This is a genomic window from Mesorhizobium sp. WSM4844 (assembly GCF_055811775.1).
In genome coordinates, this window is the sequence record NZ_JBVVQB010000068.1 from 1 (window position 1) to 25,578 (window position 25,578).

The window sequence follows — 25,578 nt, forward strand, 5'->3', positions numbered from 1 at the left end:
GGTGATTGGCGAAAGCAGTCGCGACAGCCGATCTCCCCCCTCGTGGGGGAGATGTCCGGCAGGACAGAGGGGGGCGCCGTGAAGCGCCGCACTTGGCCTGTCAGCCAAGACTTTCCTCACCGCCATCATCCCGGCTCGTCCATCAGATGCAAATGCTCGCGGTTGAAGGTGAGCACGACAGCCTCGCCTTCGCTGGGCAATTTCGCACCGGCCGGCACAATGGCATGCAATCTCAACCCGTCGGCGTCGAGCGCCAGTCTGGTCGTGGCGCCGAGATAATTGGTCGAGACGAGGCGAGCGGCAACGCCGTCGCCCTTGGCTGGCTGGCCAATGCGAATTGATTCAGGGCGCAGGCTGCCCCAGCGATGCTGGCCGCAATAGCGCTGAACGAAATCCGGCGGCAGCACATTGGACGAGCCGACGAAATCGGCGACGAAGCGCGTCCTCGGCCGCTGGTAGATGTCCTCCGGCGTGCCGATCTGCATGATCTTGCCGTCGTTGAAGACGGCAACGCGGTCGGCCATCGACAGCGCCTCGCCCTGGTCGTGGGTGACGAAGACGAAGGTGATGCCGAGCGCCTTCTGCAGCGACTTCAGCTCCTCCTGCATGTTCTCGCGGAGCTTGAGGTCGAGCGCGCCAAGCGGCTCGTCGAGCAGAAGCACCTTCGGCTGGTTGACCAGCGCGCGGGCGAGCGCGACGCGCTGGCGCTGTCCGCCGGAAAGCTGGCTCGGGCGGCGGGCGCCGTAGCCGGGAAGCCGGACCAGCGACAATGCTTCCTCGGCTGCCTTCTGCCTCTCCAGCTTGCCGACACCCTTGACCATCAGCCCGTAGGCGACGTTGTCGAGCACGTTCAGATGCGGAAACAGCGCGTAGTCCTGGAAAACGGTGTTGACGTTGCGGCGATAGGGCGGAACGCCTTCGGCGCGTTCGCCGAAAATGGAGATCGAGCCCGATGTCGGCTGCTCGAAGCCGGCGATCAGCCGCAGGCAGGTCGTCTTGCCGGAACCCGAAGGTCCAAGCATGGCGAAGAACTCGCCCGGCACGATGTCGAGATCGACCATGTCGACGGCGCGCACGCTGCCGAAATGGCGCGAGACTTTTTGGAACGAAACGGCTGATGTCATGGGCTGTCCTGATCTGCCAGGCTCGTCAATTCAGGCGACAGCGCTGCCCCTCATCGGCCTGCCGGCCTTCTCCCCGTATAGAGACGGGAGAAGGGGCTAGCCGCAACGCTCGCGATCCCCTCTCCCCGTTGTTCACGGCGAGAGGGCAAGGGTAAGGGGCAGCGCCAACTGGCGAGCATGCGAAACGAACTCACCGTCCGCCGATGACGCCGATATAGTCCGACACCCAGCGATAATAAGGCACGCACTGGTCCTGGGTGGCGCATTTCGACACCGGCGTCTTCCAGAACTTGATCTTTTCGAAATTGTCGTAGCCGTTGGTCTTGCAGCCTTCGTCGCCGAGCAATTCGTTGCCCTTGCAGGCAGCCGGCACCACCGGCAGCGAACCGAACCAGGCGGAGACATCGCCCTGCACTTTCGGTGACAGCGAGTGCTCCATCCACATATAGGCGCAGTTCGGGTGGGCTGCGTCGGCTGCCAGCATGGTCGTGTCGGCCCAGCCGGTGACGCCTTCCTGAGGGATGGTCGAAGCGACCGGCTTCTTGGCAGCAACCAGCGTGTTGACCTGATAAGGCCATGAACCGGAGGCAACGACGCCTTCGTTCTGGAAGTCGTCGACCTGGATGGCGGCGTCATGCCAGTAGCGTCCGACCAGCGTGCGCTGGACGCGCAGCAGATCGAGGGCGGCCTTGTACTGATCTTCGGTCAGCTCGTAGGGATCCTTGATGCCGAGCTCCGGCTTGTGGGACATCAGATAGTTGGCCGCATCGGCGATGTGGATCGGCCCGTCATAGGCCTGGACGCGGCCCTTGTTCGACTTGCCGTCGGGCAAGGTCATCTCCTCGAAGACGACGTTCCAGCTCTTCGGCGCTTCCTTGAACACCTCGGTGTTGTACATCAGCACGTTCGGCCCCCACTGGTAGGGGGCGCCATAGTGGACGCCGCCGACCGTGAACCACGGCGCATCCTTCAGCCGGTCGTCGACCGTGTTCCAGCTCGGGATGAGATCGGTGTTGATCGGCTGGACCCGCTTGCCGGCGACAAGGCGCAGCGAAGCGTCGCCCGAGGCGGTAACGAGGTCAAAACCGCCCTCGTTCATCAGCGCGACCATCTCATCGGAGGTGTTGGCGGTCTTGATATTGACCTTGCAGCCTGTGTTCTTCTCGAAAGACGTGACCCAATCATAGTTCTTGTCGGTTTCGCCGCGTTCGATGTAGCCGGGCCAGGCAACAATGTTGACCTGGCCTTCGCCCTTGCCAAGTTCCTTAACCTGGGCGATCGCCTGGCCGGAGAAGGCCAGCGCGACCGTCAATGCAGTGCATGACTTCAGGAATGAATTCATCGTCGATCTCCCATTTGAGGGGCCGCACTCTCGCATCGGCCCGAAAATCGGATTGATTTCGGAAGCACGATGCGAAAACTAAAAGTGTTAGAGCGTACTTTGTGCGTCCAATTGGACGCACGTCGCTCTAACGGCGGCTTTGCTCCCTGATCATGAAGGTGCTGTGAAATTTCCGGTTTCGCAAATTCATTTGTCAGAAAGGCGATATCGGTTTTTCCGATAGATCAGCGGCCGTTCTTGTCCGGCCGCTGACGAACCATGCGCTGCGACTGGGCAAGCCCGATGAAGTCGCGCGCGGCCTGTGGCAGGCCGGAGCCGCGCCGCCAGACCGTGCCGACTTGGACAACCGGCAACGAGCCCGAAATATCGCGCGATTCGATGCGGTCGCCTTCAAGCGACCATGGCCGGTAGACGAGGTCGGGCAGCAGCGCCACGCCGGCGCCGGTGGCGACGAGGCTGCGCACCGCTTCGACCGAGCGGGTGCGGAAGGCGACATGCGGCTTGGCAGCAATCGCCGCCAGCAATTTTCCGGTATTCTCTTCGATCTCGTCGACGGTCAGCATGATCAGCGGCTCCGACGCGATATCGCTGATGCCGATGATGTCGGCGCTGGACAGCGGATGGCCAAGCGGCAGCCATAGCCGGTAGGGCGAGACTTCGAGAATTTCCGATTGCAGGGCGGTGCGGTCGCGCAGGTTCGAGGTGACCATGACGGCGATGTCGAGCTTGCCGCCGACCAGCAGATGTTCGAGGTAGTCGCCATTGTCCTCGATGGCCGAGATCTCGACGCCCGGATAGGCGCGGCGATAGCGGGCGAGAAGGTCGGACAGCACATAGCCGGCGACCAGCGAGGTGACGCCGAGTTGCAGCCGGCCGCCAGCCGCCGCTTGCTCGCCGGAGAAGGCGCGGCGCGCATCGGAAACATCGGCAAGGATCTTTGTCGCGTGGCGCAGGAACTGGTGGCCCTTGTGGGTGATGTTGAGGCCGCGCGGATGGCGCTCGAACAGTTCGACGCCGAGATCGCCTTCGAGCTCCTTGATCGCCTCGGTGACCGACGATTGCGAGATGGACAGGTTTTGGGCGGCGCCAGACACTGTGCCTTGCTCGGCGACGGCGATGAAGAACTGCAATTGGCGGATGGTGAAAGCCATGGCCGGACTAAACACCGGGACGGCAAGGAAGAAAAGCCGCCGATCCCAGGCTCACCGCATTACTGCTCTGGCCAGGTCAGGTCCCGCTTTCGCTGCCGGCAATGCTGAGCCGCGCGCCCGCTTGCTCGAGGGCTGCGGCGATGGCGTGCGGCGGCGGCCGATCGGTGACGAGTTCGGAAAAACCGTCGAGGCCGCAGACTTGGACCAGACCCTGGCGGCCGAACTTGGTGTGGTCGGTGATGACGAGCGAGCGCTGGCCGCGCGACAGCACCATGCGGGCGAATTCCGCCTCGTCCAGATCATAGTCCATCACGCCGGTGACGGCATCGACCGCGCCGGTGGAGATCACAGCGTGGCTAACGGAAAAGCGGCTGACGAATGCAATGGCCGAGACGCCGAAGGCAGCGCCCGAATCGCTGCGCAGTTCGCCGCCGGCCATATAGACCTTGTTGCCGTTGACGGTGGCCAGAGTGCGGGCGATGTCGGAGGAGTTGGTGACCACCGTCAACCGCCGGTGACCGAGCAGTTCGCGGGCCAGGAAAGAGGTCGTGGTGCCGGTGTCGAGCATGATCGCTTCGCCGTCGCGGATGGTGGCGGCAACCATGCGGGCGATGGCGCGCTTGGCATCGGCATTCTCGCGCATACGCCGCTCGAACGGCGCCTCGCCGGCCATCGACGGCAGGCCGACGGCGCCATGCATCTTCAGGATCGAACCGTCACTGGTCAGCGGCTTGACGTCGCGGCGCACGGTCTCCAGCGAGACGCCCAGCCGGTCGGCCAGGCTGGCGATGGTGACGGTGCCTTCCTCATGGAGGAGACGCAGGATCTCGCCATGCCGCTTCGAGGGCATCGGTCTCACCCAATCGATTGTTGCGCTACTGACCGCTTCTAAGGCAAATCGGCCACAGTTTACAAGAAATCCTTGTGATTTCGGGCAAAAAGCCACAAGTTGTCGTTGACAAGCCGGATCACATGGCGCGACACTGGCTTGTGACAGGCTTCGGAACTGCCACGGGAGAACGATGGCAGAGCCGCACCAAAATTCGCCTGCCCGAACGTCCGGGAAATCGTCTGACGTAAGGGAAAAGGACTTTTTTGAATCCGCGGGGGCGGATGCCGGAGTCAAAGAACCCGGCACTGGGGCTCGTCGGTGCGGTGCGGGATACCGATCCCGGGATCCCGCACCGACGAGGACTTCGCATTGCTCCCTCCTGCCGGCCGCCCTCTTTGCGTCGCCCGCGACGCCTTGAACCCCGCGCAACGAGGGATTCACCTGTGACCACCGAGGACCGCATCCGCGCCCTGCCATGCTGGACCGGCAGCGTCGAGATCGCGCCGCTGCCGGGCGGCCTGAGCAACGCCAACTATCTGGTCAAGGACGCCGCCGGGCGGCATGTCGTGCGCTTTGGCCAGGACTTTCCCTTCCATCACGTCTTTCGCGAGCGCGAGGTGATGACCGCGCGCGCGGCGCACGCCGCCGGCTTCGCGCCTGCGGTCCGCCATTCCGAGCCCGGCATCCTGGTAACGGAATTTCTCGGCGCCAAGACTTTTGTCGCCGAGGACGTCCGCGCCAATATCGACCGCGTCGCCGCCCTGATGCGCGGCTTCCATCGCGAGATGCCCAATCATGTCTCCGGCGCCGGCTTCATGTTCTGGGTTTTCCATGTCATCCGCGACTATGCGCGCACGCTGGAGGAAGCCGACAGCCGCATGCGAAGCGAGTTGCCGCGGCTGCTGACGCTTGCAGACGAGCTCGAACGGGCGCAGAAATTGCTGCCGATCGTCTTTGGTCATAATGACCTTCTGCCGGCTAATATTCTCGATGACGGCCACAGGCTGTGGCTGATCGATTTCGAATATGCCGGCTTCAACACGGCGATGTTCGACCTCGCCGGCGTCGCCTCGAACGCCACCATGAACGACGAGGAGTCCTTCGCCTTCCTGACCGCCTATTTCATGAAGGAGCCGGACGAGGCGATCCGCCGCTCGCATGCGGCCATGCAATGCGCATCGCTGCTGCGCGAGGCGATGTGGAGCATGGTTTCCGAACTTTATCTCGACGCGCCCGGCATCGACTACGTTGCCTATACCGACGAAAACCTGACGCGGCTCGATGCCGCGCTGGAAAACTACAGAACAAAGTACGGACAGATATCATGACCTTGCCCGCCCACGCCGAGATCGTCGTCATCGGCGGCGGCATAATCGGCTGTTCGACGGCTTATCATCTGGCGCGTGACCACAAGGCCGATGTCGTGCTCCTGGAACAGGGCAAACTGACTTCGGGCTCGACATGGCATGCGGCGGGGCTGGTCGGTCAATTGCGGTCTTCGGCCTCGATCACCCGCGTGCTCAAATATTCGGTCGATCTCTACAAGGGGCTGGAAGCCGAAACCGGGCTGGCCACCGGCTGGAAGATGACCGGGTGCCTCAGGCTCGCCACCAAACCCGACCGCTGGATCGAGTACAAGAGGCTGGCGACGACGGCGAAAAGCTTCGGCATGGATATGCAGTTGCTGTCACCAGCCGAAGTCAAGGCAATGTGGCCGCTGCTGGAAACCGGCGATCTCGTCGGCGCCAGCTGGCTGCCGACCGACGGCCAGGCAAGCCCTTCCGACATCACGCAGTCGCTGGCCAAAGGCGCGCGCATGCACGGCGCCAGGCTGTTCGAGGATATCCGCGTCACCGGCTTCGACATGCAGGATGGCCGCATCACAGCGGTAAAGACCAACAGGGGCGATATCGCCTGCGACAAGGTGGTGAACTGTGCCGGGCAATGGGCGCGGCAGGTGGGGGCGCTAGCCGGCATCAACGTGCCGCTGCAGCCGGTGAAGCACCAGTACATCGTCACCGAGAGAATAGACGGGTTGGCGAGCGATGCGCCGACGATCCGCGACCCCGATCGCCGCATTTATTTCAAGGAGGAGGTCGGCGGGCTGGTGATGGGCGGCTATGAGCCGAACCCGCAAGCCTGGACGACCGATCTTCCCGGCGGCGATGTCCCAGACGACTGGCAGTTCCGGCTGTTCGACGACGACTACGATCATTTCGAGCAGCATATGAACCAGGCAATCAAGCGGGTTCCGGCGCTCGAAACCGCCGGCGTCAAGCAGATGATCAACGGGCCGGAGAGCTTCACGCCGGACGGCAATTTCATTCTCGGCGTGGCGCCCGAATGCGCCAACATGTTCGTCGGCGCCGGCTTCAACGCCTTCGGCATCGCGGCGGGCGGCGGCGCCGGCTGGGTGCTGGCGCAGTGGGTGGTCGATGGCGAGGCGCCACTCGACCTGTGGGTGGTCGATATCAGGCGCTTTTCCGACCTGCACCGCGACCGGCAATGGGTCCGCGACCGCACGTTGGAAGCCTATGGCAAGCACTATACGATCGGCTTCCCGCATGAAGAGTATGCCACGGGCCGGCCACGGATCGTGTCGCCACTCTATGAACGGCTGCAAAAGCACCGCGCCGTGTTCGGCTCCAAGCTCGGTTGGGAGCGGCCGAACTGGTTTGCGCCGGAAGGCGTCGAGCCGAAGGACATCTATTCGATGGGCCGGCAGAACTGGTTTTCGCCGGTCGGCGACGAGCACCGGCACGTGCGCGAGAACGTCGGCATCTTCGACCAGTCGTCCTTCGCCAAATACGAAATGACCGGTGCGGATGCGCTGAAGGCGCTCGACTGGATCTGCGCCAACGACGTCGCCAAGCCGGTCGGCCGGCTGACCTACACGCAGCTTCTCAACACGCGCGGCGGCATCGAGGCCGACCTGACCGTGGCGCGGCTCGGCGAAGACCGATTCTACGTCGTCACCGGCACCGGCTTTAGGACGCATGACTTCTCGTGGATCGGCGACCATGTTGGCAACGAGCTCGACGTGACGCTCACCGATGTCACCGAGGATTTCGGCACGCTGTCGCTGATGGGGCCGCGGGCCCGCGACGTGCTGGCTGCGGTGACCGATGCCGACGTGTCGAACACCGCTTTCCCGTTCGGACACGTGCGAGAAATCTCCATCGCCGGCACCACAGTTAGGGCGCTGCGCGTCACCTATGTCGGCGAGCTCGGCTGGGAGCTGCATGTGCCGATCGCGGCGACGGGCGAAATCTTCGACGCTCTGATGGCGGCGGGCGAGGAGCACAGCATCCGCCCGGTCGGCTACAGGGCGCTGGAATCGCTGCGGCTGGAAAAAGGCTACCGCGCCTGGGGCTCCGACATCACGCCCAACGACACGCCGCAGGAGGCCGGCCTTGGCTGGGCGGTGAAGCTTCGCAAGAACACAGATTTTCTCGGGCGGCGGGCGCTGGAAGAGATCGGCGGCGCGGTTCTGAAAAAACGCTTTGCCGGCTTCACCGTCGACGATTGCGAGATCGTGCTGCTCGGGCGCGAAACGATCCTGCGCAACAGCGAGCCGGTCGGCTACCTGACCAGCGGCGGCTATGGCTACACGGTCGGAAAGAACATCGGCTACGGCTATGTGCGCAACGCCGACGGCGTCAGCGACGATTTCCTCACCTGCGGCGACTACGAGCTGGTGGTGGCTATGCAGCGGACGCCGGCAAAAATCCATCTCGAGCCGCTTTACGACCCGGCCGGAGAAAGGATCAGAGCCTAAAGCGCGTCGCGTCTGAACGGATTCATGCGAGGCGCTTTAAGTTCTTGTTTCTATGCATGTCGTTATCGCAAAACCGCTGCGCACTTTTGCGCGACATGCATAAGAGCGGGGATGGTCAGTTCACGCGCAGAACGAGACCGCGGCTGGGCACGGTGTCGGCCTCACCCGGCATGGAGACATAGGGCGATGTCTCCTCGGCGCGCGTGACGACGCCCTTCGCCTCGAGGTCGGCTATCCCTGCGGAAAAGCCGGCGTCCCACAGGGTGTTCTTGACCGTCAGCACGATTATCCCGCCCGGCCGGCAGATGCGGATCAGTTCGTCCAGCCCCTCAGCGCCGACATGGCCCGAGGTGAAGACGCCGGCCGATATGATGCCGGCATAGGCATCATCCGCGAAGGGCAGCGGGCCGCCGAGCGCCAAGCAGTGAAGCGCCGAATAGACGCCCTTGCGCGCTGCCTGGGCCAGCATGCCTTCGGAAATGTCGAGCGCCTCGACCTGCGGATAGCCCGCGATCTTCAGCCACTCGCCGATGAGCCCGGTGCCGGCACCGGCATCGAGGAGCGGTGCCGCGCCGCGCGGCAGGTGGCGGGCAAGCAGGGCAAGGCAGATGGTCGGATGGCGATAACCGGCCGCCGACATGTCGGCGTCGTAGGTGTCGGACCAGCGGTCGTAGAGCGCCGCCACCTCCTCTGGCCGCTTCGCTGCATAGGCCGCGGCGAGCGCGCCTTTGTTTTTCCTGTCCGCCATTACAGTCTCGTCCGCAAAATCAAAGCGCCGCAGCGTTGTTAGCGCGTCCTGCAGGAACGCACGGCGCTGGAGTGAACCGCATGCAAGCGATGATAGCCAAACGGCGAAATTTGTGGAACCGTCGTCACCACAAATAGACGCGAAAAGAGGGCAGAAGCGATGGTGGACGAGGAAGCACGCGCGGCGCTTGCAGCCATTCCGGCGCTGGCCGGCTACGAGGGACCGCTGGAGCGGCTGGGTGGCCTCACCAACCTCGTCTTCAGGGCTGGAGATGCCTGCCTGCGGATTCCCGGCAAGGGCACGCAGGAGTATATCAACCGGGCCAACGAGGCGGTGGCGGCGCGGGAGGCAGCGATGGCCGGCGTCAGCCCCGAGCTGCTGCATGTCGACGGCGAGTCAGGCGTGATGGTGACGCGCTTCATCGCGGGCGCCGAGACGATGTCGCCGGATAAATTCAAGACCCGGCCGGGCAGTCCGGCGCGTGCCGGCAAAGCCTTCCGCAGATTGCATACATCCGGCGCGGTGTTTCCCTTCCGCTTCGAGCTGTTTGCGATGATCGACGACTACCTGAAGGTGCTGTCGACCAAGGACGTCGCCCTGCCTGCCGGTTACCACGACGTCGTTATCGAGGCGGAAACCGTGCGCTCGGCGCTTGCCGCGCATCCCCTGCCTCTCGTCGCCTGCCACTGCGATCCGCTGTGCGAAAATTTTCTCGATACGGGCGACAGGATGTGGATCGTCGACTGGGAATATTCCGGCATGAACGACCCGCTCTGGGATCTCGGCGACCTCAGCGTCGAAGGCCAGTTTGATACGGCGCAGGAGGACGAGATGATGGGCGCCTATTTCGGTGGCGAGCCGACGCCGGCGGAGCGCGGCCGCATCGTCATCTACAAGGCGATGTGCGATCTCTTGTGGACGCTGTGGGGACTGATCCAGCTTGCCAACAGCAATCCGGCCGACGATTTCCGCGCCTATGCCGACGGTCGCTTTTCACGCTGCAGGGCGCTGATGGAGACGGCGGACTTCTCACGGCATCTGGCGGCAGTGCGCGCGGGCTAAGGACCAGAGAAAATTGGAATCAGTTGACGCCTTTCGGCACGTTTTCGGGCGGCACCGTGTCGACCACTTTCTGGCGATGGAAGATGAACAGGCCGGCCAGCACGATGATGCCCGAGCCGATCAGGATGCGCGGGCCGGGCATGTCGCCGAAGAAGGCCAGCCCGAAGATGACGGCCCATAGCAGCAGGCTGTAATGCAGCGGCGCCAGCGTCGACGCCGGCGCCAGCTTCAGCGCCCTGGTGATCATAAGATGCGCGCCGCAGGAGACGATGCCAAGAAGCAGCATGGCGCCGAAATCGAGCGAGGACGGCGTCTGCCAGTTGCCGATGGTGAGAAACCCGCCGACCAGCAGTGTGCCGATGGTTTGCCAGGTAACGAGCGAGGTGTCGCTGGTGCCACGCAACCGCCGGTTGAGAATGATGGCGAAGGCGAATGAAATGCTTCCGGCCAGCGCGAAGGCCGACGACAGCGAAAACGCGGCCGAGGACGGTTCGAGCATGATCAGCACACCGCAGAACCCGACCAGAATCGCCATCCAGCGGCGCCAGCCGACCTTTTCACCAAGCAACAGGTGGGACAGCGCCGCCACGTAGATCGGCCCTGCCATGTAGAAGCTCATGACGTCGGCGAGCGGCAGATAGACGACGGCGGCGTAGAACAGCGCCGTGTCAAGCGTCGTCATGACGACGCGCAAGACCTGCAGTTCCAGGCGCTCCATGCGGAACAGCCTGGCCGCGCCTTGACGCGCGATCATCGGACCGAGCACGAAAAAGGCGCCGATGGAACGGATCAGCACGACCTGGCCGACGGAAAAGCTGGCGACCAGCCATTTGCCCATCGCGTCATTCAAAGCAAACAGGAAATCGCCGGCCAGCATCAGCAGAATGCCAGCCAAAAGCACGTTCCTGATCGTCGAATTCTGGGCTGTTGGCTGTGCCATGCCGATGTCGCTTCCTCCCGCATGAAAGCCCGGTGAGCAGCGTCGTAGACGCAAGCGGCCGCTTTGACGAGCGGAAATCGGGAAGCCGGCCAGACCAGGGACCGGAAATCGGCTGGGCCTGTACGGACGATCGCAACGGCCTATTTTGGCCGCGCCCGAATGATAACCGGACGATAGATCACCGGCCGATCCCAGGGATCGAAGACCGACGCACTTCTGAGCTCGGCGCGGCGCGCCAGATCGATGCGTTGCAGACATTCGGCGAAGGCATCATTCTTCCTGACGAAGCCCGTAGGAACGGCATTTCGCCTCGTCCGCGGCAAGACGGTCTTCGGCCGTCATGCAGCCTGCACAACTCGCCGCCAACACGACCACCATCGCCGCCTTGTGCCACATGACATCCTCCTCGGCATAAAACTGGAGGTTGATTGTAGACTTGCGGTCAGGACCTATCAATCTGATCGATGGAGTTTTGAGACCGGCGATGCCTGCGGTTCACCGTTGCCGGCCGTCCGGCGATCGAGAGCCGTGTTTCCTGCCTGGCCCGCTCGGCCACCACCTTTCCCCTGGCGATGACACAGAGTCGCTCGGGACGCAGGCGCAAGGCCTCGACCGGATCGCCGGCATCAAGGACGACAAGGCTGGCGCGCTTGCCGACCGCCAGGCCGAAATGGTCGAGGCCCATGATGACGGCGTTGACGTTGGTGACCATGTCGAAGCAGCGCGCCATGTCGGCCGGGCTCGACATCTGGGCGACGTGAAGGCCCATGAAGGCGACGTCGAGCATGTCGGCGGTGCCCAGCGAATACCAGGGGTCGAGCACGCAATCCTGACCCCAGCCGACGCGGATACCGTGGGCAAGCATTTCCTTGACCCGCGTCAGGCCGCGGCGTTTGGGGAATGTGTCGTGGCGGCCCTGCAGCATGATGTTGATCAGCGGATTGGGGATCGCCGAGACGCCTGCCTCTGATATCAGCGGCAACAGCTTCGAGACATAGTAATTGTCCATCGAGTGCATCGACGTAAGATGCGAGCCGGCGACCCTGCCCTGCAGGCCGAGGCGTTGCGTCTCATAAGCCAGTTGTTCGATGTGGCGCGACAGCGGATCATCGGTCTCGTCGCAATGCAGGTCGACCATGAGGCCGCGTTCTGCCGCGATTTCGCACAGTTCCGTCACCGAACGCGTGCCGTCGGCCACGGTGCGCTCGAAATGCGGAATACCGCCGACGATGTCGACACCCATGTCGAGCGCGCGGATGGTGTTATCGCGCGCCGTCGGCGAGCGATAAAACCCATCCTGCGGGAAGGCGACCAGTTGCAGGTCGATATAGGGCGCGACGGTCTTCTTCACATCGAGCAGGGCTTCGACCGCCAGCAGCCTGGTATCGCAGACATCGACATGGCTGCGGATGGCGAGCAGGCCCATGGATACTGCCCAGTCGCAATAGGCGAGCGCGCGGTCGCGCACCGCTTCGTGCGTCAACAGCGGCTTCAGTTCGCCCCACAGCGAGATGCCTTCGAGCAGCGTGCCCGACACGTTGATGCGCGGGATGCCTAGCGAGAGCGTGGCGTCCATGTGAAAATGCGGATCGACGAAGGGCGGCGAGATCAGATTGCCATGGGCGTCGATCGCCGTGCCCGCGCCAGCGTTCAGCTCCGGCTCGATGGCCGCGATCGTCTCGCCGATGATGCCGATATCGGCGATCCTGCCGTCGGGCAGCGTGCCGCCGCGGACGATAAGGTCGAAATCCATCTACCGTCATCCCTTTGAAGAAGCGAACCTATTCCGGCACATACCTTACCGCACCCTTTGCAGCACTGGTCGCCATCGAGGCGTAGGCGCGCAAGGCCATTGTCACCTTGCGCTTGCGCTTTTCCTCGGGCTTCCAGGCGGCGGCTCCCTTGGCCTCCATCGCGGCGCGGCGGGCGGCCAGTTCGGCATCGTCGACGGCAAGCCGGATGGTGCGGTTCGGGATATCGATCTCGATCGTATCGCCCTCATGCACCAGCCCGATCAGCCCGCCTTCCGCCGCCTCGGGAGAAGCATGGCCTATCGACAGGCCGGAGGTGCCGCCGGAGAAGCGGCCATCGGTGACCAGCGCGCAGGCCTTGCCGAGGCCCTTCGACTTCAAATAGCTGGTCGGATAGAGCATTTCCTGCATGCCGGGGCCGCCGCGCGGCCCTTCGTAGCGGATGACGACGACATCGCCGGCCTTGATCTCGTTGGACAGGATCGCCTTGACGCTGGCGTCCTGGCTTTCGAACACCCTGGCCGGGCCGGTGAATTTCAGGATCGATTCATCGACGCCCGCGGTCTTCACGATACAGCCGTCGAGCGCCAGGTTGCCTTTCAGCACGGCAAGGCCACCATCCTTGGAAAAAGGATATTGGGCCGAGCGGATGACACCCTTCTCCCGGTCGAGATCGAGTTCGTCCCAGCGGCGATCCTGGCTGAAGGCGATCTGCGTCGGCACGCCGCCCGGGGCCGCCAGAAAGAAGTCGCGGACATTCTGGCTTGACGTGCGCGAGATATCCCAATGGTCGAGCGCTTCGCCGAGGCTTGCGGTGTGCACGGTCGGAAGGTCGCGGTTGATCAGTCCGGCGTTATCGAGCTGGCCGAGGATCGCCATGATGCCGCCGGCGCGGTGGACGTCTTCCATGTGCACATCCGCCTTGGCGGGGGCAACCTTGCATAGCACCGGCACCTTGCGTGACAGCGCGTCAATGTCGTCCTGACCGAAATCGATCTCGCCCTCATGCGCGGCAGCCAGGATGTGCAGCACGGTGTTGGTCGAGCCGCCCATGGCGATGTCGAGCGTCATGGCGTTCTCGAAGGCGCCCTTCGAGGCGATGCTGCGCGGCAGCGCGGTGTCGTCGTCCTGCTCGTAGTAGCGCTGCGCGAGATCGACGATCAGGTGGCCGGCCTCGACGAACAGCCGCCTGCGGTCGGCGTGCGTCGCCAGCGTCGAACCGTTGCCGGGCAGCGAAAGGCCGAGCGCCTCGGTCAGGCAATTCATCGAATTGGCGGTGAACATGCCCGAGCAGGAGCCGCAGGTCGGGCAGGCCGAGCGCTCGATGGTCTTGACGTCCTCGTCGGAGATCTTGTCGTCGGCAGCCGCGACCATGGCGTCCACCAGATCGAGCGCCTGCGTCTTGCCGGCAAGCACCACCTTGCCGGCCTCCATCGGGCCGCCGGAGACGAAGACCGTCGGGATATTGAGACGCAGCGACGCCATCAGCATGCCCGGCGTGATCTTGTCGCAATTCGAGATGCAGACCATGGCGTCGGCGCAGTGGGCGTTGACCATATATTCGACCGAGTCGGCGATCAGCTCGCGCGACGGCAGCGAATAGAGCATGCCGTCATGACCCATGGCGATGCCGTCGTCGACAGCGATGGTGTTGAACTCTTTCGCAACGCCGCCGGCCTTCTCGATCTCGCGGGCGACCAGCTGGCCGAGATCCTTGAGATGGACGTGGCCCGGAACGAATTGGGTGAAGGAATTGACGACAGCGATGATCGGCTTGCCGAAATCGGAATCCTTCATGCCGGTGGCGCGCCACAGGCCGCGGGCGCCGGCCATGTTACGGCCATGGGTGGTGGTGCGGGAACGGTAGGCGGGCATTAAACTGTCCTTGCTGTTTGCGTCGTCCGAACAGGGGCGGAAAACCGGAATTGAGCGGCGTTATATACGCCACCGTCTGGTCTGGCCACGGTTTTGCGATGCGCCGGGATCTTGAGCCAAAGACGGCAAGCCGGTCCAGGCAGTAAAAAAAGTCAGAGGTGCTGTCGGATCGTGTTTTGTTTGAGCGTCCTTGGGCAGACGGCGGCGACCGGCATCAATCGCCAGCCGGCCATTGGACGCGTGAAAACAAGCCAAAACAGCCCGAGGAGCAAGAAAATGCAAAAGATCACCCCCTGCCTGTGGTTCGACGACCAGGCCGAGGAGGCCATGAACCACTACATCTCCATCTTCAAGAACTCGAAGGTGCTGAGCGTGATGCGCTGGCCCAAGGGCAGCGGCGATAATGAGGGCAAGGTGCTGGTGACCTATTTCGAGCTCGACGGCGTGCAGTTCCAGGCGCTCAACGGCGGGCCGCAATTCAAGTTCACCGAGGCAGTCTCGCTGTCCATCGACTGCAAGACGCAGGAGGAAGTCGACTATTTCTGGGACAGGCTCATCGAGGGCGGTGGCGAGCCCAGCCAGTGCAGCTGGCTGAAGGACAAATTCGGCGTCTCCTGGCAGGTCGTGCCGGAGCAATTGCCGAGGCTGCTGCAGGACCCCGACACCGCAAAGGCCGGCCGTGTCATGCAGGCGATGATGCAAATGACCAAGATCGACATCGCCAAGATCGAAGAGGCAGCCAGGGGGTGAGCAGACGACGACCGATCTTGCCTTCTCCCCTTGTGGGAGAAGGTGGATCGGCGCGCAGCGCCGAGACGGTTGAGGGGTGTTCCAGCGGAGCGAGACGTTGGCGTTCCCTGGAACACCCCTCATCCGTCGCCTTCGGCGACACCTTCTCCCACAGGGGGAGAAGGGAAAACCAACAGCTCAGGCCGCCTTGTCGCGGACCTGGTAATCCTTGACCGCCGCAAAGCGGATCGCCTTCCAGCGCTCGGCCTCGTAGTTGAGCGAAAAGGCGTGCTGGGCGAGGAACACCGGATCGTTGTCGAGGTCGCGGGCAATGTCGCCGCGATGCGCCTCGATGAAGCGATGCACCTCGGCCTTGTCGTCGGCCGATATCCAGCGGCAGACGGAAAAGCGCGACATCTCGAAATCGACCGGCAGCGTGTATTCGATATTCAACCGCTCCTTCAGCACGTCGAGCTGCAGCGCACCGACGACGCCGACGATTGCCGGCGAGCCGTCTTCTGGCGAGAACAGTTGCACGACGCCTTCCTCGGCCATCTGGTGCAGCGCCTCCTTCAGCTTCTTGGCCTTCATCGCGTCGCCGAGCCGGACGCGGCGCAGGATTTCCGGCGCGAAATTCGGCACGCCGCGGAACAGGATCTCCTCGCCCTCGGTCAGCGTATCGCCGATGCGCAGCGTGCCGTGGTTGGGGATGCCGACGACGTCGCCGGCAAAGGCCTCGTCGGCGGTGACGCGGGTGCGGGCGAAGAAGAATTGCGGCGCCGACAGGCTCATCGGTTTTCCCGTGCGTACTAGCTTGGCTTTCATGCCGCGCTCGAGCTTGCCCGAGCAGACGCGGACGAAGGCGATGCGGTCGCGGTGGTTGGGATCCATGTTGGCCTGGATCTTGAAGACGAAGGAGGTCATCCTATCCTCGGTCGCCTCGACCTTGCGGGTGTCGGCTTCTTGCGCGCGCGGCGGCGGCCCGTAGGCGCCAAGCGCCTCGATCAGATCGCGCACGCCGTAGTTGCGCAGCGCCGAACCGAAATAGACCGGCGTCAGATGGCCCTCGCGGAACGCACCGATGTCGAGCGGACGGCAGGCTTCGCGCGCCAGCTCCAGCTCCTCGATGAAAGCCTCGCGCTCGTTCTCCGGCAACAGGCCGGCGACGCGGTTTGAGTCGGGACCGTTGACCGGCGTGCGTTCTTTCTCCGCGTCGCCCTTGCGCACGGCATTCAGCGCCAGATGATAGGTGCCGGAAAAGGTCTTGCCGCGGCCGATCGGCCAGGTGATCGGAGCGGTGTCCAGTGCCAGCTTCTGCTCGATCTCGTCGAGGATCTCGAATGGGTCGCGGCTTTCGCGGTCCATCTTGTTGACGAAGGTGATGATCGGGATGTCGCGAAGCCGGCAGACCTCGAACAGTTTTAGCGTGCGCGGCTCGATACCCTTGGCGGCGTCGATGACCATGACCGCCGCATCGACCGCCGACAGCGTGCGATAGGTATCGTCGGCGAAATCCTCGTGACCGGGCGTATCGAGCAGGTTGAAGACATTATCCTCATACTCGAAGGTCATCACCGAGGTGACGACCGAAATGCCGCGCTCGCGCTCGATCTTCATCCAGTCCGACCGGGTCTGGATGCGATCCTTCTTGGCCTTGACCTCGCCGGCAAGCTGGATGGCACCGCCGAACAAAAGCAGCTTTTCGGTCAGCGTCGTCTTGCCGGCGTCCGGATGCGCGATGATCGCGAAAGTGCGGCGGCGCGCCACCGCGTTCGTGATGTCTTCAGCCAATTTGTGGAATCCCATGTGGTGCGCGGGCTTCTAGCAGCGCTTTTGCAGCCTGTCGAACAATTTTGGGCGGTTCCCCGGCCTTGAGATAGGTCCGCCGCAATGGCATCAACAGAGGCGGTTCGATAAAGGTCCATCCATGAGCGCAGCCAAGCACGTCATTGTCGTCGGCGCCGGCATCATCGGTGCGTCCATCGCCTGGCATCTGGCGAAGGCTGGCGCGAACGTGACGATCGTTGCCGGCAGCGGTGCGGGCGGCGTCGCCACGCCGAATTCCTTTGCCTGGATCAATGCCAGTTGGGGCAATCCAGAGCCGTATTTCCGGCTGCGCACCCGTTCGATGGCCGAGTGGACGCGGCTTGCTCATGACGTGCCCGGCATTCCGCTCGCCTGGTGCGGCGGCCTGTGCTGGGACCTGCCGCCGGCCGAGCTTGAGGCCTATGCCGCCGAGCATTCCGCCTGGGGCTACGGGATCGAGCGCGTCGACCGCGCGGGAGCCGCACGTATAGAGCCCAATTTGACCGAGCTTCCCGACTTCGCGCTTCACGTCGCTGGGGAGGGCGTAGCCGAACCGGTCGCGGCCACGCAGACGCTGCTGGCCGACGCCGAGCGACTTGGCGCGCGGGTGATTACCGGCACGACGGTCACCGCGCTGATACAGACCAATGGCAGGATTAGCGGCGTCGATACGTCAGGCGGACGGATTGTCGCCGACGAGGTGGTGATCGCGGCCGGCGCCGGCTCTGCGGCAATTGCGGCGACGGCCGGGCTAAAGCTAAAACTGCCGATCGAGACGCCGCCCGGCCTGATCGTCCATTCACGCCCGTACGAAAAGCTGCTCAACGGCCTGGTGATCGGCGACCGGCTGCACATGCGCCAGACTGCCGAGGGCCGCATCATCGCCGGCTCGGATTTCGGCGGCGCCGATCCGGGCATGGATGCCGAAGCCACAGCCCGCGAGTTGTATGCGTCGATGAAAACCATGCTGCGCGGCGCCGACCGGCTGGAACTGGATTTTCACACCGTCGGCTATCGGCCGACGCCCGTCGACGGCTTTCCGATCATCGGGCGGGCTCAAGGCGTCAGCGGCCTCTATGTCGCGGTCATGCATTCGGGCATCACGTTGGCGCCTGCGGTCGGCCTGTTCGCCGGCCGGGAAATCCTCAATGACGCGCGCGATCCGCTGCTTGAGCCCTATGGGCTGACGCGGTTTGCTCAATAGCCGGGGGGCGGCGAAAACCGCCGCTCAGCGGCGCTATCGCCCTGGCGATGCCAAGCAGCCGCGATTCTGACCAGCGACGGCCGACCAGTTGCAGGCCGATGGGCAGGCCGTCGCGGTCCTGCCCGCAGGGCAGCGAAAGTGCGGGGTGGCCGCTATAGTTGAAAACCGCGCCATAGGCCGGCAGCAGCCAATAGCTCTGCTCCCTGTCATCGACCTTGATTGGTGTTCCCGGCTCGCAATGCGGAAAGGCCGTGGTCATGGCGACCGGACAAAGCAAGACATCGCAACCTTCGAAAAACCGGTCCCAGGCAAGGATTGACTGGTCGCGGCGGGCGAGCGCTTCGAACCAGCGCGAGACCGGTGTCGGTTCTTCTGGCGGCTCCGGTTGCGCAGCCTCCAGCATCATGCCGATCAGGGCGCCGCCTTGCGTCAGATCGTCATGCAGGTCGAGCGTCGGCAGTCTTGCTTCCTCGACGGCTGCCCCCGCAGACTTGAGTTGCTCGGCCAGACTTTCGACCGCGGCCCTGATCTCGCCGGCTACCGGAAAACCCGGAAAGGCCGGCGCGAAAGCGATGCGCAGGGTCTTGGGATCAACCTCCGGCGTGCCCTCGACAGGCACCGGGGCAAGATCGGTGTCGCTGCCATCCGGTCCTGCAATGATCCTCAGGATCAGCGCCAGATCTTCGACGTTGCGGGCCAGCGGACCGATGCAGGACATCAGCCGTACGCCGCGCGGTACGCCACCGGGATTGGGAAAGGCGCCGGCCAGGGAGACGCTATGCTCGGTCGGCTTGAGGCCGTAGACGCCGCAAAAGGCTGCCGGCAGGCGGATCGAATCCTGCATGTCGGTGCCGAGTTCGAATGGCGTCATGCCCGCGCAAAGTGCTGCCGCCGCTCCCCCGCTGGAGCCGCCGGCGGTGCGCGATAGATCCCACGGATTACTGGTGCGGCCGAACAGCGGGTTGTTCGACTGCCAGTCGCCCAGCATCGTTGCGACATTTGTCTTGCCGACCAGCACGCCGCCGGCCGCCTTCAACCTGAGAACGACCGGGCTGTCTTTTCTCGCCACATAGTCGGCAAAAGGCGGGAAGCCGACCGTCGTCTTCATCCCCAGTGTTTCGTGAGTGTCCTTCAGCGTGAACGGCACGCCGTGCAGCGGCCCGAGAGCGTCGCCGCGCGCCTGCGCTTCGTCGGCCTTCTTCGCGCGAGCGCGAGCCCCTTCCCTGTCGAGCGTGACGACCGCGTTGACCGCCTCATTATGCCTGTCGATCTCAGCCAAATGCGCGTCCAGCGCTTCCACGGCGGAAATCTTGCGGTCGCGGATCGCGGCAGCCAAGTCTCTGGTGGAGGAAAAGACGAGGTCCATGACCAATGCTCCGGCTTGCTAGCGGCGCCAGCCTCACCAAATGGCGGACTACGGCGCGTCTTCAAGCCGAGTTCAGCATTCGAGGACAGGTGGTGCTTGATCGGAATTGCGCTGCGAGGGTCTGTTGAGGGGCGCTGTCCCGCGATGTTGCCGCGATAGCGAGGGAGCTACACGGCCCGCGCCAGTCTTGCCGGTTCCGGCGCAAATGGACGAGTGGTCATGCCGTCTCTGGTAATGGTGACGAAGCTAGAGGGCCGGATCGGCTGCCAGTCGCCGCCATCACGGTCGAAAGGCTCCGACATCAGGCATCGCCCGCCGCCGTTGCGGAAGACGGAGGTGTAGAGCGTCGGCGCGTGGGCATCGGTCGCATAGCGCACCGCATGGAGCGATTCGCCGTCCGACAAGGCGGCGGTAAGTCTCAGCGCCGGTTCGAGGCCGGCGCGGCGCGAGGCGTCGATCACCCGCGCCGTAGCGCGCGACACCGCGCCTTGCGGATCGCCTGCCAGACCCTCGTCGATCATCAGGAGAAAGAAAAGTTCGGAATCGGTGGTGCCCTCGCGCCGATCGAAGACATCGTCGGAGAGCGCGTTTTCCAGCGCGCGGCGGATTCTTTCGAAGCCGCCGATCTGGCCGTTGTGCATGAACGACCAGCGGCCGGCAGTGAAGGGATGACAGTTCATGCGGCTGGTGGCGCCGCCGGTCGATGCGCGCACATGGGCCAGGAACAGGCCGGATTTGATCTGGCGGCACAGGCTCTTCAGATTGGGATCGGACCAGGCCGGCAGGATGTCGCGATAGAGACCGGGTTCGGGCCGGTCGCCGTACCAGGCGAGGCCAAAGCCATCGCCATTGGTCGGCGACTTGGCTTCCTGGGCACAATGACTCTGGGCGATCAGCGAATGGCAGGGCGCCGTGACGATGTCTTCGAGGAAAACCGCTTCGCCAAGGTAGGCCGCCCACCGGCACATCGCTTAATCCTCCCTCAGGCGCGATCCATGCGAGCCGCAGGCTCCTTGATCGCGTGTGTGCCTCTGTTGTGCGTGCGCTCATAGAGCTCGCGGACGATTCGGCTGGCCGTAGTCTCACACAGAAACGGCAAGAAAGCGTGAACGAGTGCGGCGAACGCTGCCATGAACAGACGCGAGCAGAACCACGCCGCGAAGGTCATATGGCTGAAATAGGTCTCGCCCACCTTGGTCGGGTGAGAGGTAAAGAGCCTTGCAAGCCGTGTCGTCATGGTGATCCCTCCTGGCTGGGTAAGCCCCCGATGCTGAGTATTCTGGCACGAGCTTTCGGTTCATCGGTCCCAAATCATCCTTGTGTTTGGCCAAATAATGGGACAAGCATCCCACATGTCTCTGGAAATCGATGAGATCGACCGAAGATTGCTGGCCGAGTTGCAACGCGACGGCACGCTGTCGGTCGACCAGTTGTCGGAAAGAGTGTCGCTGTCGCGCAACGCCTGCTGGCGCCGCGTCAAGCGGCTCGAAGAAGACGGAGTCATCACCGGCCGGGTGGCGCTGGTCGATGCCGACAAGCTTGGCCTTGGCCTTTCGGTGTTCATCCTGGTCCGGACCTCCAACCACGATCCGGACTGGCTGCAGAAATTCCGGGCGGCAGTCACCAGTTTTCCCGAGATCACCGGCGTCTACCGCATGTCCGGCGACCTCGATTATGTATTGCGTGCCCGCGTCGCCGACGTGAAGGCGTATGACCGGCTCTATCAGCGGCTGATTGCCAAGGTGGCGCTGTCGGATGTTTCGGCGTCCTTCGTCATGGAGGAGATCAAGGAGACGACGATCATTCCCGTAGAACTGCGCTGAAACGGAACTGCGCTGAAAGAAAGCCGTTGATAGCCTGGCCGCCGAGTTGACTGAATCGGCGTTGACAGCGATAGGATCAGCCTCATGCGCGCAGCACTCTACACTTCCTCCGTCATCGGTCCGGCCGTCGGCTTCATCAGGCTGCCGCATGGTGAAGGCCTGCCGCTTCCCGCCTATGAAAGCGCGGGCGCCGCCGGCATGGATCTGCGCGCCGCGGTGCCGGACGACCGGCCGCTGCTGATCCTGCCGGGAAAACGCGCGCTGGTGCCGACCGGACTGATCCTGGAGATCCCGGAGGGCGTGGAAGGCCAGGTCCGGCCGCGCTCGGGCCTCGCCTTCAAGCACGGGCTTACCTGCCTCAACACGCCGGGCACCATCGACAGCGACTATCGCGGCGAGGTCAAGGTGCTGCTGATCAATCTTGGCGACGAGGATTTCGCGGTGACGCGCGGCATGCGGATCGCGCAGATCGTCTTCGCCCCGGTGACGCAGGCGACGGTCGATGAGCGCAGCTTGGCCGGCGGAACGACGCGCGGCTCCGGCGGCTTCGGATCGACCGGCACGGCCTGATGTCGCTACCCAAACTCGTCATCTTCGATTGCGACGGGGTTCTGGTCGACACCGAGAACCTGGCCAATCGGCGCCTCGCCGAATGGCTCAGCGCCGCCGGCTACCCGGCAAGCTTCGAATATTGCCGCAAGAACTTCTCCGGCCGCGCCATGGTCTCGGTGCAGAAGGAAGTCGAGGCGACCGGCGCCAGTCTCGGCGCCGATTTCGTCGACCGTTGGAATGCCGGTCTGCCGGACCTGTTCGCGCATGGCGTCGAAGCCGTCCCCTATGTCAGGCAGTTCATCGAAGCCGTGCACGCTGCCGGCATCGCAACTTGCGTCGCTTCGTCGGCGCGGGTGAGTAAAATGCACATCACGCTCGGCCAGACCGGGCTGCTGCCGCTGTTCGAGCATGCACTGTTCAGCTCGACCATGGTTTCGCGCGGCAAGCCGTTTCCCGACCTGTTCCTGCATGCCGCAAGCACGATGGGCTTCGCGCCCGCCGACTGCATCGTCATCGAGGACAGCGTCGCCGGGACATTAGCCGGCATTGCCGCCGGCATGCGCGTATTTTCCTACTACGGCGACCCGCATTCGGACCGCGACGGCCTGAACGGGGCCGGCGGCATCCTGTTTGACGACATGCGCGAGCTGGCCGGGCTGGTGCCGATCCCCTGATCTGGTCTTCAGGTTTTTATCCGGCTGGACGCGCCAGGCGCCCATGCTAGCTTGCCAATGTTCGACAGTGGGAGGCGCCCAGCCTATGAACTCGATCCTGTTTCGCTTCACCCTCGCCTGCTTGCTGCTGCCGTGTCTGTGGGCCGCGGCCGGCGCGCAGGGCGTCAGCTTCCCGGACCTTGGCAGCGCCGTTCCCGGCCACAAGGACACGACCTATCTCGACCTCGCCAGGATGGTCATTCCCGATCTGGCGGCGGACAAGGACGGCTTCTACCGTGGTTCCATGCCGATCGAGATGCGCCATATCGAAGGTGGGGATAGCGGTGGCCTGCCACCCGAAACGTCGGGCTTTTCCGATGCTGGCGTGCTCCAGATCAGGGCCGGCGGCAAGGAGCGGCTGTCCATGCTGTTCGACCTCGGCAGTTCCTCCGACAGCGCTGAGGGCTTTGCGGTGCTGGCGCTCTACGAACTTGCCGGCAACCCGAGACTGCTCGACGCTGTCAATGTCGCCGTCGACCGGAGCACCTATCTCCCCGATCCGGGCAAGCTTCCGATCGGGCCAGGCGATGACGTCATCATCACCCTGAGCACGCATTTCAATTCGAGCCAGGGCTATGTGAGCACGCCGCTGATCCTGGTCCGCGACGACAGATTCGAGCTGATCGACATGATCTCTACGTTCGACGAGTCCCTGTGCGCCTACAGGCGCACCCAGGAGTTGGCGTTCCAGACCGTTGCGGAAGGCCAGCCCTATGCGGCCATCAAGGCGACGGTGACCGATGCCACCTTGCCGAATGGCGAAAGCTGCGACGATGCGGCGCCTGAGGCTGCCTCGCGCGATATCTCCGTCACCTACCATTGGGACGGGACCGCATACGTCAAGGGGTCCGACGCACTGGACAAATTGGCAGGAGAGAACGCCAATCGCTTCTGACCCAATCGCATTCGTTTGCCCGGCGGGCAGTGGCGGGATAAAATGCGCTTCGCACTCTGGGGAGCATCCATGGACAAGGGCAAAATCTTTCGCGACCTGCACAGTTCGATCTTCGTCATGCCCAACCCCTGGGACGTCGGCACGACGAAACTGCTGGCCTCCTTCGGTTTCAAGGCGTTGGCGACGACCAGCGCCGGCTTTGCCTTTTCGCGCGGCCTGCCCGACGGCGCGGTGACCTTCGAGGCGATGATCCACCACTGCCGCGAGGTGACCGCGGCGACCGGCCTGCCGGTCTCGGCCGATCTCGAGAAGGGCAAGGGTGACAGCGCGACAAGTGCCGCGGAAACTGTCTTCGCAGCCGAGGCGGCAGGCCTTGCCGGCTGCTCGATCGAGGACCACACCGGCGAGCCCGACAAGCCGATCTATGATTTTTCGCATGCCGTCGAGCGCGTCGCTGCTGCAGCGGAGGCGGCACGGGCGCTGAAGCATGACTTCGTCTTCACGGCGCGGGCCGAGAATTTTCTGTGGGGCAGGCCAGACATCGACGACACGATCAAGCGGCTGCAGGCCTTCGAGAAGGCCGGCGCCGACGTGCTCTACGCGCCAGGCCTCGGCGATGTCGAGACGGTGCAAACCGTCTGCTCGGCGCTGACCAAGCCGGTCAACGTCATGGTGAGGCCCGGCTTCACCATCGCCGATCTTGCCCAGGCAGGGGTCAAGCGCATTTCGCTCGGGCCCTGGCTGACCAATTACGCCTTCGGCATGCTGGAAACGGCGGCGCGCGAGATCCAGCAGGACGGCACCTTCGGCTTCACCCGCACCGCCATGCCGTTCGGCAAGCTGCAGGCGTTGTTTGCCAAATCTTCAGCTTAGATGGGGCCCAACGCATGAAGCTCAGCGTCGTCGACATGCACACCGGCGGCGAGCCGCTGCGGATCGTCACCGGTGGTTATCCCAAGATTCCTGCAGGCACGATTCTGGAAAAACGCGCCTATGTGCGCGATCATCTCGATCATCTCAGGAAGATCCTGATGTTCGAGCCGCGCGGCCATTACGACATGTATGGCGCGCTGCTGGTGGAACTCGACCTGCCCGGCGCCGACCTCGCCGTGCTGTTCATGCACAATGAGGGCTATTCGACGATGTGCGGCCACGCCATCGTCGCGCTCGGCCGCTACGCCGTCGACGAGGGGCTGGTGGCGCGGCAGGAGCCGCTGACGACAGTCAACATTGAGGCGCCGTGCGGGCTGGTCGTCGCCTCGGTCGAGGTGCAGGACGGCAAGGCCGGTGCTGTGTCGTTCGAAAGCGTGCCGGCGTTTCTGTTCGCCCGCGACCAGCAGATCGAATTGCCGGGTTACGGGGCGATCGGATTCGACATCGCCTATGGCGGCGCCTTCTATGCGCTCGCCGATTGCCGGCAGTTCGGGCTGGAGTTCGGCAAGAACCGCGTGTGCGATTTCGTCGATGCGGCGACGGCACTGACGGAGAAGCTGGAGAAGGAATTCCCGCTGTCGCATCCCGACCATGCCGAGCTTGCCTTTCTCTACGGCACCATCCTGACCGACGGACAGGACGCATATTCCGATAGCCCGACCAAAAACATATGCGTCTTCGCCGAGGCTCAGGTCGACCGCTCGCCGACCGGATCGGGTGTCACCGCGCGGCTGGCGGCGATGCATGCCAGGGGCGAAATCGCCGGCCAGACGCGGCTGTTCGAGAGTATCGCCGGCTCGCGCTTTTCCGGCAGCGTGGCGAGGACCGCGAAAACCGGGCCGCATGATGCCATCATCGCCCGCGTCGGCGGCCGCGCCTTCTACAGCGGCCGGGCCGAATTCATCGTCGAACCCGAGGACGAGTTGGGACGTGGTTTTCTTTTACGCTAGCGCC

24 protein-coding genes are annotated in these 25,578 nt (G+C 63.9%); 11 read left to right on the top strand and 13 right to left on the bottom strand.

The window, feature by feature from the left end:
* Positions 1–125: 125 nt before the first annotated feature.
* The 4 genes from AC0L2A_RS31735 to AC0L2A_RS31750 all read right to left on the bottom strand — a co-directional run bounded on the left by AC0L2A_RS31735 (position 126) and on the right by AC0L2A_RS31750 (position 4,467).
* The gene (locus AC0L2A_RS31735; RefSeq protein WP_473612155.1) at positions 126–1,124 is read right to left on the bottom strand and encodes an ABC transporter ATP-binding protein; all 999 of its coding nucleotides are present in this window, start codon (positions 1,122–1,124) and stop codon (positions 126–128) included.
* Between the two features lie 190 nt (positions 1,125–1,314).
* Complete coding sequence (locus AC0L2A_RS31740) at positions 1,315–2,466, bottom strand: ABC transporter substrate-binding protein (protein ID WP_287138405.1); 1,152 nt, start codon at positions 2,464–2,466, stop codon at positions 1,315–1,317.
* Positions 2,467–2,690: 224 nt separating this feature from the next.
* Entirely contained in the window at positions 2,691–3,617 is a 927-nt protein-coding gene (locus tag AC0L2A_RS31745) for a LysR family transcriptional regulator (RefSeq protein WP_023802869.1), read from the bottom strand.
* A 76-nt stretch (positions 3,618–3,693) separates the two neighbouring features.
* The gene (locus AC0L2A_RS31750) at positions 3,694–4,467 is read right to left on the bottom strand and encodes a DeoR/GlpR family DNA-binding transcription regulator (protein WP_473612157.1); all 774 of its coding nucleotides are present in this window, start codon (positions 4,465–4,467) and stop codon (positions 3,694–3,696) included.
* Positions 4,468–4,892: 425 nt separating this feature from the next.
* On the opposite strand from AC0L2A_RS31750, the gene AC0L2A_RS31755 reads away from it, so the two are divergent.
* On the top strand, positions 4,893–5,777 hold the full coding sequence (locus AC0L2A_RS31755) for a phosphotransferase family protein (RefSeq protein ID WP_128168301.1): 885 nt from the start codon (positions 4,893–4,895) through the stop codon (positions 5,775–5,777).
* Positions 5,774–8,227 (top strand): GcvT family protein, encoded by a 2,454-nt coding sequence (locus AC0L2A_RS31760; protein ID WP_473612158.1) that lies wholly within the window; start codon positions 5,774–5,776, stop codon positions 8,225–8,227. Before AC0L2A_RS31755 ends, AC0L2A_RS31760 begins: the two co-directional genes overlap by 4 nt.
* A 115-nt stretch (positions 8,228–8,342) precedes the next feature.
* Here AC0L2A_RS31760 and AC0L2A_RS31765 read toward each other — a convergent pair whose 3' ends face one another.
* On the bottom strand, positions 8,343–8,975 hold the full coding sequence (locus AC0L2A_RS31765) for a class I SAM-dependent DNA methyltransferase (protein ID WP_023802865.1): 633 nt from the start codon (positions 8,973–8,975) through the stop codon (positions 8,343–8,345).
* 159 nt (positions 8,976–9,134) lie between these two features.
* On the opposite strand from AC0L2A_RS31765, the gene AC0L2A_RS31770 reads away from it, so the two are divergent.
* Complete coding sequence (locus tag AC0L2A_RS31770) at positions 9,135–10,037, top strand: phosphotransferase (RefSeq protein WP_473515082.1); 903 nt, start codon at positions 9,135–9,137, stop codon at positions 10,035–10,037.
* 19 nt (positions 10,038–10,056) lie between these two features.
* Here AC0L2A_RS31770 and AC0L2A_RS31775 read toward each other — a convergent pair whose 3' ends face one another.
* The 4 genes from AC0L2A_RS31775 to ilvD form a co-directional block, all read right to left on the bottom strand.
* On the bottom strand, positions 10,057–10,977 hold the full coding sequence (locus tag AC0L2A_RS31775; RefSeq protein WP_473612159.1) for a DMT family transporter: 921 nt from the start codon (positions 10,975–10,977) through the stop codon (positions 10,057–10,059).
* Between the two features lie 270 nt (positions 10,978–11,247).
* Positions 11,248–11,373 carry a hypothetical protein gene (locus AC0L2A_RS31780; protein ID WP_473612161.1) on the bottom strand — a complete coding sequence of 42 codons (126 nt, stop codon included), beginning with the start codon at positions 11,371–11,373 and terminating at the stop codon, positions 11,248–11,250.
* A gap of 46 nt (positions 11,374–11,419) precedes the next feature.
* The gene (locus AC0L2A_RS31785) at positions 11,420–12,730 is read right to left on the bottom strand and encodes an amidohydrolase family protein (RefSeq protein ID WP_473612162.1); all 1,311 of its coding nucleotides are present in this window, start codon (positions 12,728–12,730) and stop codon (positions 11,420–11,422) included.
* Positions 12,731–12,758: 28 nt separating this feature from the next.
* Complete coding sequence (gene ilvD / locus AC0L2A_RS31790) at positions 12,759–14,603, bottom strand: dihydroxy-acid dehydratase (protein ID WP_473612163.1); 1,845 nt, start codon at positions 14,601–14,603, stop codon at positions 12,759–12,761.
* 276 nt (positions 14,604–14,879) lie between these two features.
* Between ilvD and AC0L2A_RS31795 the strand changes: the two genes are divergently transcribed.
* The gene (locus AC0L2A_RS31795; RefSeq protein WP_473612164.1) at positions 14,880–15,353 is read left to right on the top strand and encodes a VOC family protein; all 474 of its coding nucleotides are present in this window, start codon (positions 14,880–14,882) and stop codon (positions 15,351–15,353) included.
* Between the two features lie 177 nt (positions 15,354–15,530).
* Here the strand turns inward: AC0L2A_RS31795 and AC0L2A_RS31800 are convergent, their stop codons facing one another.
* Positions 15,531–17,123: a peptide chain release factor 3 gene (locus tag AC0L2A_RS31800; RefSeq protein WP_287207701.1), complete on the bottom strand. Its 1,593-nt coding sequence runs from the start codon at positions 17,121–17,123 to the stop codon at positions 15,531–15,533.
* Between the two features lie 136 nt (positions 17,124–17,259).
* Between AC0L2A_RS31800 and AC0L2A_RS31805 the strand changes: the two genes are divergently transcribed.
* Positions 17,260–18,342, top strand: a complete 1,083-nt coding sequence (locus tag AC0L2A_RS31805) for an NAD(P)/FAD-dependent oxidoreductase (RefSeq protein ID WP_473612166.1) — start codon at positions 17,260–17,262, stop codon at positions 18,340–18,342.
* On the opposite strand, the gene AC0L2A_RS31810 is transcribed toward AC0L2A_RS31805, so the two are convergent.
* From AC0L2A_RS31810 to AC0L2A_RS31820, 3 genes are all read right to left on the bottom strand, one after another.
* A complete protein-coding gene (locus tag AC0L2A_RS31810; RefSeq protein ID WP_473612167.1) occupies positions 18,284–19,708 on the bottom strand; it encodes an amidase in 1,425 nt (474 codons plus the stop codon). The genes AC0L2A_RS31805 and AC0L2A_RS31810 overlap by 59 nt on opposite strands.
* Positions 19,709–19,875: 167 nt before the next feature.
* The gene (locus AC0L2A_RS31815; protein ID WP_473612168.1) at positions 19,876–20,676 is read right to left on the bottom strand and encodes a class II glutamine amidotransferase; all 801 of its coding nucleotides are present in this window, start codon (positions 20,674–20,676) and stop codon (positions 19,876–19,878) included.
* Between the two features lie 14 nt (positions 20,677–20,690).
* A complete protein-coding gene (locus AC0L2A_RS31820; protein WP_473612170.1) occupies positions 20,691–20,945 on the bottom strand; it encodes a DUF6356 family protein in 255 nt (84 codons plus the stop codon).
* A 115-nt stretch (positions 20,946–21,060) separates the two neighbouring features.
* On the opposite strand from AC0L2A_RS31820, the gene AC0L2A_RS31825 reads away from it, so the two are divergent.
* The 6 genes from AC0L2A_RS31825 (at position 21,061) to AC0L2A_RS31850 (ending at position 25,574) form a co-directional block, all read left to right on the top strand.
* On the top strand, positions 21,061–21,531 hold the full coding sequence (locus AC0L2A_RS31825) for an Lrp/AsnC family transcriptional regulator (protein ID WP_473612171.1): 471 nt from the start codon (positions 21,061–21,063) through the stop codon (positions 21,529–21,531).
* An 84-nt stretch (positions 21,532–21,615) separates the two neighbouring features.
* Positions 21,616–22,101, top strand: coding sequence for a dUTP diphosphatase (dut, locus tag AC0L2A_RS31830; protein WP_287194544.1), 486 nt, complete (start codon positions 21,616–21,618; stop codon positions 22,099–22,101).
* The gene (locus AC0L2A_RS31835; RefSeq protein ID WP_473612172.1) at positions 22,101–22,757 is read left to right on the top strand and encodes an HAD family hydrolase; all 657 of its coding nucleotides are present in this window, start codon (positions 22,101–22,103) and stop codon (positions 22,755–22,757) included. Before dut ends, AC0L2A_RS31835 begins: the two co-directional genes overlap by 1 nt.
* Positions 22,758–22,842: 85 nt before the next feature.
* Positions 22,843–23,691: a hypothetical protein gene (locus AC0L2A_RS31840; RefSeq protein ID WP_473612174.1), complete on the top strand. Its 849-nt coding sequence runs from the start codon at positions 22,843–22,845 to the stop codon at positions 23,689–23,691.
* Between the two features lie 69 nt (positions 23,692–23,760).
* Positions 23,761–24,564: an isocitrate lyase/PEP mutase family protein gene (locus tag AC0L2A_RS31845; protein WP_473612175.1), complete on the top strand. Its 804-nt coding sequence runs from the start codon at positions 23,761–23,763 to the stop codon at positions 24,562–24,564.
* 14 nt (positions 24,565–24,578) lie between these two features.
* The gene (locus AC0L2A_RS31850) at positions 24,579–25,574 is read left to right on the top strand and encodes a proline racemase family protein (RefSeq protein ID WP_473612177.1); all 996 of its coding nucleotides are present in this window, start codon (positions 24,579–24,581) and stop codon (positions 25,572–25,574) included.
* Positions 25,575–25,578 lie beyond the last annotated feature (4 nt).

Excerpts from the sequence above, each read along its gene's own strand:
- AC0L2A_RS31820 (WP_473612170.1), bottom strand. The coding sequence starts at position 20,945 with ATGACGACACGGCTTGCAAGGCTCTTTACCTCTCACCCGACCAAGGTG.
- AC0L2A_RS31785 (WP_473612162.1), bottom strand. The coding sequence starts at position 12,730 with ATGGATTTCGACCTTATCGTCCGCGGCGGCACGCTGCCCGACGGCAGG.
- AC0L2A_RS31745 (WP_023802869.1), bottom strand. The coding sequence starts at position 3,617 with ATGGCTTTCACCATCCGCCAATTGCAGTTCTTCATCGCCGTCGCCGAG.
- AC0L2A_RS31850 (WP_473612177.1), top strand. The coding sequence starts at position 24,579 with ATGAAGCTCAGCGTCGTCGACATGCACACCGGCGGCGAGCCGCTGCGG.
- AC0L2A_RS31740 (WP_287138405.1), bottom strand. The coding sequence starts at position 2,466 with ATGAATTCATTCCTGAAGTCATGCACTGCATTGACGGTCGCGCTGGCC.
- dut (WP_287194544.1), top strand. The coding sequence starts at position 21,616 with ATGCGCGCAGCACTCTACACTTCCTCCGTCATCGGTCCGGCCGTCGGC.
- AC0L2A_RS31840 (WP_473612174.1), top strand. The coding sequence starts at position 22,843 with ATGAACTCGATCCTGTTTCGCTTCACCCTCGCCTGCTTGCTGCTGCCG.
- AC0L2A_RS31795 (WP_473612164.1), top strand. The coding sequence starts at position 14,880 with ATGCAAAAGATCACCCCCTGCCTGTGGTTCGACGACCAGGCCGAGGAG.
- AC0L2A_RS31750 (WP_473612157.1), bottom strand. The coding sequence starts at position 4,467 with ATGCCCTCGAAGCGGCATGGCGAGATCCTGCGTCTCCTCCATGAGGAA.
- AC0L2A_RS31735 (WP_473612155.1), bottom strand. The coding sequence starts at position 1,124 with ATGACATCAGCCGTTTCGTTCCAAAAAGTCTCGCGCCATTTCGGCAGC.
- ilvD (WP_473612163.1), bottom strand. The coding sequence starts at position 14,603 with ATGCCCGCCTACCGTTCCCGCACCACCACCCATGGCCGTAACATGGCC.
- AC0L2A_RS31810 (WP_473612167.1), bottom strand. The coding sequence starts at position 19,708 with ATGGACCTCGTCTTTTCCTCCACCAGAGACTTGGCTGCCGCGATCCGC.
- AC0L2A_RS31815 (WP_473612168.1), bottom strand. The coding sequence starts at position 20,676 with ATGTGCCGGTGGGCGGCCTACCTTGGCGAAGCGGTTTTCCTCGAAGAC.
- AC0L2A_RS31835 (WP_473612172.1), top strand. The coding sequence starts at position 22,101 with ATGTCGCTACCCAAACTCGTCATCTTCGATTGCGACGGGGTTCTGGTC.
- AC0L2A_RS31805 (WP_473612166.1), top strand. The coding sequence starts at position 17,260 with ATGAGCGCAGCCAAGCACGTCATTGTCGTCGGCGCCGGCATCATCGGT.
- AC0L2A_RS31845 (WP_473612175.1), top strand. The coding sequence starts at position 23,761 with ATGGACAAGGGCAAAATCTTTCGCGACCTGCACAGTTCGATCTTCGTC.
- AC0L2A_RS31770 (WP_473515082.1), top strand. The coding sequence starts at position 9,135 with ATGGTGGACGAGGAAGCACGCGCGGCGCTTGCAGCCATTCCGGCGCTG.
- AC0L2A_RS31780 (WP_473612161.1), bottom strand. The coding sequence starts at position 11,373 with ATGTGGCACAAGGCGGCGATGGTGGTCGTGTTGGCGGCGAGTTGTGCA.
- AC0L2A_RS31760 (WP_473612158.1), top strand. The coding sequence starts at position 5,774 with ATGACCTTGCCCGCCCACGCCGAGATCGTCGTCATCGGCGGCGGCATA.
- AC0L2A_RS31775 (WP_473612159.1), bottom strand. The coding sequence starts at position 10,977 with ATGGCACAGCCAACAGCCCAGAATTCGACGATCAGGAACGTGCTTTTG.
- AC0L2A_RS31765 (WP_023802865.1), bottom strand. The coding sequence starts at position 8,975 with ATGGCGGACAGGAAAAACAAAGGCGCGCTCGCCGCGGCCTATGCAGCG.
- AC0L2A_RS31825 (WP_473612171.1), top strand. The coding sequence starts at position 21,061 with ATGTCTCTGGAAATCGATGAGATCGACCGAAGATTGCTGGCCGAGTTG.